Here is a 6,504-nt window from a genome sequence, read left to right on the forward strand (position 1 = left end):
CCCGTCGCCGTCGCGCCCGCGGGGACGCCGGCGCCGGGATGAGGACGGTGGGGCGTTCGGAGGCCTCGGCGAGCTCCCCCGCCGCCCGGAGCGCATCGATCCCGGAGGCCAGGGCCGCACCGATGGGGCGGGCCAGATCCGGGCGGCCACGGTCCTTGTACGCGGACACCGCGCGGGCGGGGGCTCCCGTGTGCCGGGCGAGGGCCCAGGCCGGAACCCGGAGGTCGGCGCGCGTCCGTACCCGCAGCGGGGCGCCGAGGAGCGTCCCGGCGCAGTCCGCGCACCAGCGCTCGTGGGCACGGCCGCATCCCGCGCACTCGAGCGGCACCACCAGGTCCGCCAGCGCCCCCGCCCACCCGGGCCCCGGCCGGCGACCCCCGTCGGCCCCGCCGGACATCGCGTCAGCCCGCGACCACGGGGTCGGCCCGGATCGCCGCCAGTCCGCTCAGCTCCCGCCAGTAGCGGTCCCCGGTCTCGGCACCGGTGTCGAGCCGCAGGAGTGCCCGCTGGTCCACGGCGTAGACCTCCCTGCCCGCGGCGGCGACGGCGGTGACCGGGCCCGAGATGTTGCGCTGGGACAGGGGTTCGGTGACCGCGCCGTCCACCGAGATCGTCACGACCGGCGCCTCGGCGGAGGTGCGGCCCACGACGATCGTGGACTGGTCCCGCCACGCCACGGCCGTGGCGCTCTCCCCCAGCGCCCTGCCGATCTGGCGGAAGGTCCCCGCGAGCGGTTGACCGGTGTCGGCCGACAGGGCGCCGATGAACACCCTGCCGTCGACGACCACCGCCAGCTGGGCCCCCGACCGGTCGATCCGCAGTCCCGTCACCCGCGTCCCCAGCGCCCGGATCGGGGTGGCGTCCATCTCCGTGACCTCCGGCGATCCCCCACCGGCACCCACGCGCAGCAGCCTGGCGTCGTCGGCCATCACCCACACCCGCCCGTCGACGGGATGGAACGTGGGCCCGGCCAGGGTCCTGGCCGCGAGCTCCTCCGTGGGCGCGCCGTCGAGTGGCCCGACCAGCAACCGCTGCGGCCCGGACCCGTTCTCGCCGGCCACCACCGCCAGCAGACGTCCGTCGTAGGACATCGTCCCGGCCCGCCCGCCGCGGATCTCCGACCACGGCCCCCCGGCGGGGCGGGCCCCGGTCTCCTCGAGTCGGACGAGCCCGTCGGCGGCGGTGAGGGCGTTGCGCATCGGCGCCACCGCGGGGTACGGGTCGAACGACCGGACGTCCTCCGTGGTCCACCCGTCGCGGTACCGCTCGTCGAGGGGCGCCCCGTCCCTCTCGAGCCGGTAGGGCCCGGGGACGTCGGCGCGGGCGAGGGTCCACACGACCTGCGCGGCGAACTGCGTCGTGGCCTGGGTGCTGAGCACGGGGAGCCCGGTGAAGTCGATGGTCGTCCCGGCGGGCCCCTCCGAGACGCCGTCGCCCTCGTCGGGCCGCACCGAGACCGAGGACGGGATGCGGGAGAGGACCGACGCCGCGATCCCCGGCCGGGGCCCGGTGGCGAGCAGGTTGACGAGCGAGTACCCCAGGTCCGATCGGTCGGCGGCGGTCCACCGTGGGTCCGCCACCAGCGACTCCCCCGTCCCGGAGAGGAAGAACAGGTCCCGCTGCGCATACGTGGAGAAGAACTCGGTCCGTTCGATCACGACGCCGGGGGGCAGCCGGTCGATCCGCCACTGCCCGTCCTGCCGCTCGAGGCCGATCGTCACCTCGAGTTGCCCGACGTCCTCCCGGAAGATCCCGCCGGGGTCGAGCGATCCGACCTTCTCCGCCCGCAGCGTGTACTCCGCCCGGTCGGCGCTGCGACCGCCCTGCGCACTGAGGTCGGCGCGCAACACGATGATCGTCTCCGCCGAGTCGTCCCAGGTCCGCGCCGCGTCCGGCGTGAGGAACTGCCGGGCCGCCGCGTGCCGTTGGTCGGCTATGGCGGCCGCCTTGAGGAAGTCGCGGACCAGGAGGTCCGGCTCCTGGTCCGGGACCGGGGTGGGGACGGACAGCTCGGTGGCCGACGGGGAGAAGGTGTCGATGACCTGGGGGGACGACGACGAGGGCAGCGTCGCGCACCCGGTGGCACCGAGCACGGTCGCGCAGGCCAGCGCGACCGTCGCCATCACGGCCCGGGTGCCCGTCACGAGCCGGCCGCCTCGTGTCCGGGTACCCGGTCCAGCGGGGTCGGCGAACCGGTCCGCACGAGGCGCGCCTCGTCGTCCGGGGTGAGCGGGAGAGGGCTCGAGGTGAGCGTGCCGCCGTGGCGCCGCGGAATGGTCAGCCGGAAGCAGGACCCCTCGCCGGGGCTGCCCCAGCAGTCCAGCCGACCGCCGTGGAGCTTGGCGTCCTCGAGGGCGATCGCCAGCCCGAGTCCGGTCCCGCCGGAGCGGCGGACCCGCGAGGGATCGGCCCGCCAGAACCGGTTGAACACCAGCGTCTCCTCGCCGGGCTTGAGCCCCACGCCGTGGTCGCGGACCGAGACCGCCAGGGCGGCGTCCGAGCCGCGGAGCGTCACCCGCACAGGCTTGGATTCCGAGTGGTCCAGCGCGTTGGCGATGAGATTGCGCAGGATCCGCTCCACCCGGCGCGGGTCGACGTCGGCGACGAGCGGCTCGTCGGGCATGTCGACCTCCACCTGCACGCCCGCGGATTCCGCGATGTGGGACACCGTGGACACCGCGTCCTGGACCGCGGTCCGCACGTCCATCGGGGTCACCGACAGCTCCGCCATGCCCGCGTCGTGGCGGGAGACCTCGAGCAGGTCGGTGAGCAGGCTCTCGAACCGGTCGAGCTCGGACTCGAGCAGTTCCACGGCCCGCCTGGTGGGCGCGTCGAGGTGCTCGGCGGAGTCGGAGATGATGTCGGCCGCCATCCGGACCGTGGTGAGCGGGGTCCGGAGCTCGTGGGACACGTCGGAGGTGAACCGCTTCTGGAGGTCCCCGAACTCCTCCAGCTGTGCGATCTGGTCGGACAGGCTCTGTGCCATGTCGTTGAACGCCAGGGCCAGCCGGGCGACGTCGTCCTCTCCCCTGATCACCATCCGTTCCTTGAGGTGACCGTTGGCGAACCGCTGGGCGATCGAGGCCGCCTGCCGGACCGGCAACACCACCTGCCGCGCGACCATCCACGCGATCGCCGCGCTGAGGACGATGATCGCCAGAACCGCGGTGGCCACGATCCCGCGCATGATCCCGAGCGTCTGTTCCTCGGCGATGAGCGGGTAGACCAGATACAGCTCGAGGCCCGGGATCGCCGAGTCCGTGGGGGTGCCGATGATGAGCGCCTTGGCGGGCTCACCGCGGAAGTCGATGGTCACGTACTGGTAGGCGATCCGCCCCCGCTGGACCAACGACTGCAGTTCGGGGGGCACCTCCGCGTCGGCGGGGCTGGTCACCTGCCCGCGTCCGGCCGTGTCCGGCACCACGAGGATGGGGTCGAAGGTGCCGGCGTGGACCGAGTCCCCGCCCGACGCGATCCCCCGCTCCCCCAACGCGCTGCGCGCCTGGTCGAGCCGCGACTGCTCGCTCGTGCCCTCGTCGGTCGCGGCGATCTGCGCCTCGACCGTCACCCTGAGCCGTCCCGCCTGCTCGACCGCCGCGTCCAACTTGGTCGAGAGCAGCTGCGCGGCCATCTGGCTCTGCAGCATGAACGCGATCGTGAGGATCACGCCCATCGAGAGGGCGAGGGTCGAGGTGACCACCCGGAGCTGGAGGGATCGGCGCCACGCACGGGCGAGCCGGTGCCCCACCACCGTGGGATCGAGTGCCCCGAGGCGCTCACGCCACGTCGCCGACGGTCCGGCCCCGTCCGCGGCGTCGAGGTCGTCGCCGGGGGACGCCGCCGCGTCATCCGGGCGACGCAGGGTCACGAGACCGGGCCCGCCTTGTACCCGACGCCGCGCACGGTGAGGACGACCTCGGGGTTCTCCGGGTCCTTCTCGATCTTCGCCCGCAGGCGCTGGACGTGGACGTTGACCAGCCGCGTGTCCGCCGAGTGCCGGTAGCCCCACACGTGCTCGAGGAGGACCTCGCGGGTGAACACCTGCCGGGGTTTGCGCGCGAGTTCGACCAGCAGGTCGAACTCCAGCGGGGTGAGGGGGATCGGCGTGCCGTCGCGGGTGACGGTGTGCGCGGGGACGTCGATCGTCACGTCACCGATGTGGAGCAGCTCGCTCGGCTCGTCGTCGCCCCGCCGCAGCCTGGCCCGGATCCGGGCGACGAGCTCCTTGGGCTTGAACGGCTTCATGATGTAGTCGTCCGCCCCGGATTCCAGCCCCAGCACCACGTCGACGGTGTCCGTCTTGGCCGTGAGCATGACGATCGGCACGCGGGACTCGGCGCGGATGTCCCGGCACACGTCGATCCCGCTCTTGCCTGGCAGCATGAGGTCCAGCAGGACCAGATCGGGTTGGACCGCGCGGAACGTCTCGATGGCCTGGACACCGTCGCCCACGACCTCGGTCTCGAAGCCCTCGCCCCGCAGGACGATGGTGAGCATCTCTGCCAGGGCGGCGTCGTCGTCGACGACGAGGATCTTCGGGGTCATGGTCACCACTTGTGTCGGCGGGAGTGTCGGCGGGAGCAGTGTCTCGGCGGGGCCATTCGGGGCGCCCCGCAGGTCGTGCTACTCCCAGACGACCTTACCCGTCCGTCCCGGGCCCGACGACGAGGTCCGCCAGCCGCGCCACGTCGGGGTCCACACCCAGGACGCACCAGGGCGAGTTCCAGTCTGACGCGGCGAGCCGGCGGTAGGCCTCCCCGGTCGCCGCCTGGAGGGCGGCGTCGCGCTCGTACCGGTCGCGGGTCCGACCCGCGTCCGCCGCCTCCCTGGTCCCCGCCCGCTCCGCCGCGAGCGCCGCGGGGGTGTCCAGGAGGAGCTGCAGGTCCGGGCGCGGCAGGCCCAGCCGGCCGAACTCGAGCCCGCCGATCCACTCGAGGACCTCGGCCTCCCTGCCCGGTCCGAGCCGGGCGGCCGTGTAGGCGGCGTTGGAGGCCACGTACCTGTCGAGCAGCACCACCTCGTTCCCGGCCAGGAGCCCGCGCAGCTCCCCGAGCGCCGCGTGCCGGTCCAGGGCGAACAGCAGCGCCATGGCGTGCGGGGACTCCGCGGTGCCGGCCTGACCGCCGTGCAGGGCATCGGCGGCCAGGTCGGCGAGGGGTGTGCCGTACCGGGGGAACGCGAGCCGGCCCACCGACACCCCGCGGTCGGCGAGTTCACCGACCAGCGCCGTCGTCAGCGTGTTCTTCCCCGCGCCGTCGAGACCCTCGACGACGACCAGCCGGGCACCCACCACTCGACCGGTCAGTACCGGTAGTGCTCGGGCTTGTACGGGCCCTCGACGTCCACGCCGATGTACTCGGCCTGGTCCTTGGCCAGCCGGGTGAGCGACCCGCCGAGCGCCTCCACGTGCAGGCGGGCGACCTTCTCGTCGAGGATCTTGGGCAGCAGGTGCACCCCGATCGGATACTGATCGGCCTTGGTGAACAGCTCGATCTGGGCGATCACCTGATCGGAGAAGCTGTTGGACATCACGAACGACGGGTGCCCGGTGGCGTTGCCCAGGTTGAGCAGGCGACCCTCGGACAGCACGATGATCGAGCGGCCGTCGTCGTCGAAGACGAACTCGTCCACCTGCGGCTTGATGTTGATCCGGGTGACGCCCTCGGCGGACTCGAGTCCGGCCATGTCGATCTCGTTGTCGAAGTGGCCGATGTTGCCGAGGATGGCCTTGTTCTTCATCCGCGTCATGTGCTCGAAGGTGATGATGTCCTTGTTGCCCGTGGCCGTGATGATGATGTCGGCGTCGGCGATCGCCTCGTCGACGGTCACCACGTCGAAGCCGTCCATCAGCGCCTGCAGCGCGTTGATCGGGTCGATCTCCGTGACCTGGACGCGCGCGCCCTGACCCGCCAGCGCCTCGGAGCAGCCCTTGCCCACGTCGCCGTAACCGCACACCAGTGCCTTCTTGCCGCCGATGAGGGCGTCGGTCCCGCGGTTGATCCCGTCGAGCAGGGAGTGGCGGGTGCCGTACTTGTTGTCGAACTTGCTCTTGGTCACGGCGTCGTTGACGTTGATCGCCGGGAACGGCAGCACGCCCTCGGAGTGGAAGTGGTACAGGCGGTGCACGCCCGTGGTGGTCTCCTCGGTCACGCCCTGGACCGCGTCGGCGATCGCCGTGTACTTGCCCGGGTGCGCCGGGACCGACTCGCGCAGCAGCGCGTGGAAGACCTTCTCCTCGGCGGACCACGCGTCGTCATCCGACGGGACCGCCCCGGCCTGCTCGAACTCCTTGCCCTTGATCACGAGCATCGTGGCGTCGCCGCCGTCGTCGAGGATCATGTTGGGCTCGGTGCCGGGCCAGGTCATGATCTGCTCGGTGCACCACCAGTACTCGGTGAGCGTCTCGCCCTTCCACGCGAACACCGGGGTACCGGTGGCGGCGATCGCGGCGGCGGCGTGGTCCTGGGTGCTGAAGATGTTGCAGGACGCCCAGCGCACGTCGGG

At 72.6% G+C, this 6,504-nt stretch carries 5 protein-coding genes and 1 pseudogene; all 6 read right to left on the reverse strand.

Annotation, left to right across the window (positions count from 1 at the left end; genetic code table 11):
- Positions 1–397, reverse strand: a pseudogene (locus tag B4M60_RS04010) (ComF family protein); the annotation flags it as partial.
- A 4-nt stretch (positions 398–401) separates the two neighbouring features.
- Complete coding sequence (locus tag B4M60_RS04015; RefSeq protein ID WP_291080512.1) at positions 402–2,144, reverse strand: LpqB family beta-propeller domain-containing protein; 1,743 nt, start codon at positions 2,142–2,144, stop codon at positions 402–404.
- Complete coding sequence (mtrB, locus tag B4M60_RS04020; protein WP_291080514.1) at positions 2,141–3,868, reverse strand: MtrAB system histidine kinase MtrB; 1,728 nt, start codon at positions 3,866–3,868, stop codon at positions 2,141–2,143. The genes B4M60_RS04015 and mtrB overlap by 4 nt, the downstream gene beginning before the upstream one ends.
- Complete coding sequence (gene mtrA, locus B4M60_RS04025; protein ID WP_414646725.1) at positions 3,865–4,545, reverse strand: MtrAB system response regulator MtrA; 681 nt, start codon at positions 4,543–4,545, stop codon at positions 3,865–3,867. The genes mtrB and mtrA overlap by 4 nt, the downstream gene beginning before the upstream one ends.
- A gap of 94 nt (positions 4,546–4,639) precedes the next feature.
- Complete coding sequence (locus tag B4M60_RS04030) at positions 4,640–5,290, reverse strand: dTMP kinase (RefSeq protein ID WP_291080518.1); 651 nt, start codon at positions 5,288–5,290, stop codon at positions 4,640–4,642.
- An 11-nt stretch (positions 5,291–5,301) separates the two neighbouring features.
- A partial coding sequence (ahcY, locus tag B4M60_RS04035) for an adenosylhomocysteinase (protein ID WP_291080520.1) occupies positions 5,302–6,504 on the reverse strand: 1,203 nt, incomplete at its 5' end.

The organism is Dietzia sp. UBA5065 (assembly GCA_002415925.1).
GTDB lineage: Bacteria > Actinomycetota > Actinomycetes > Mycobacteriales > Mycobacteriaceae > Dietzia.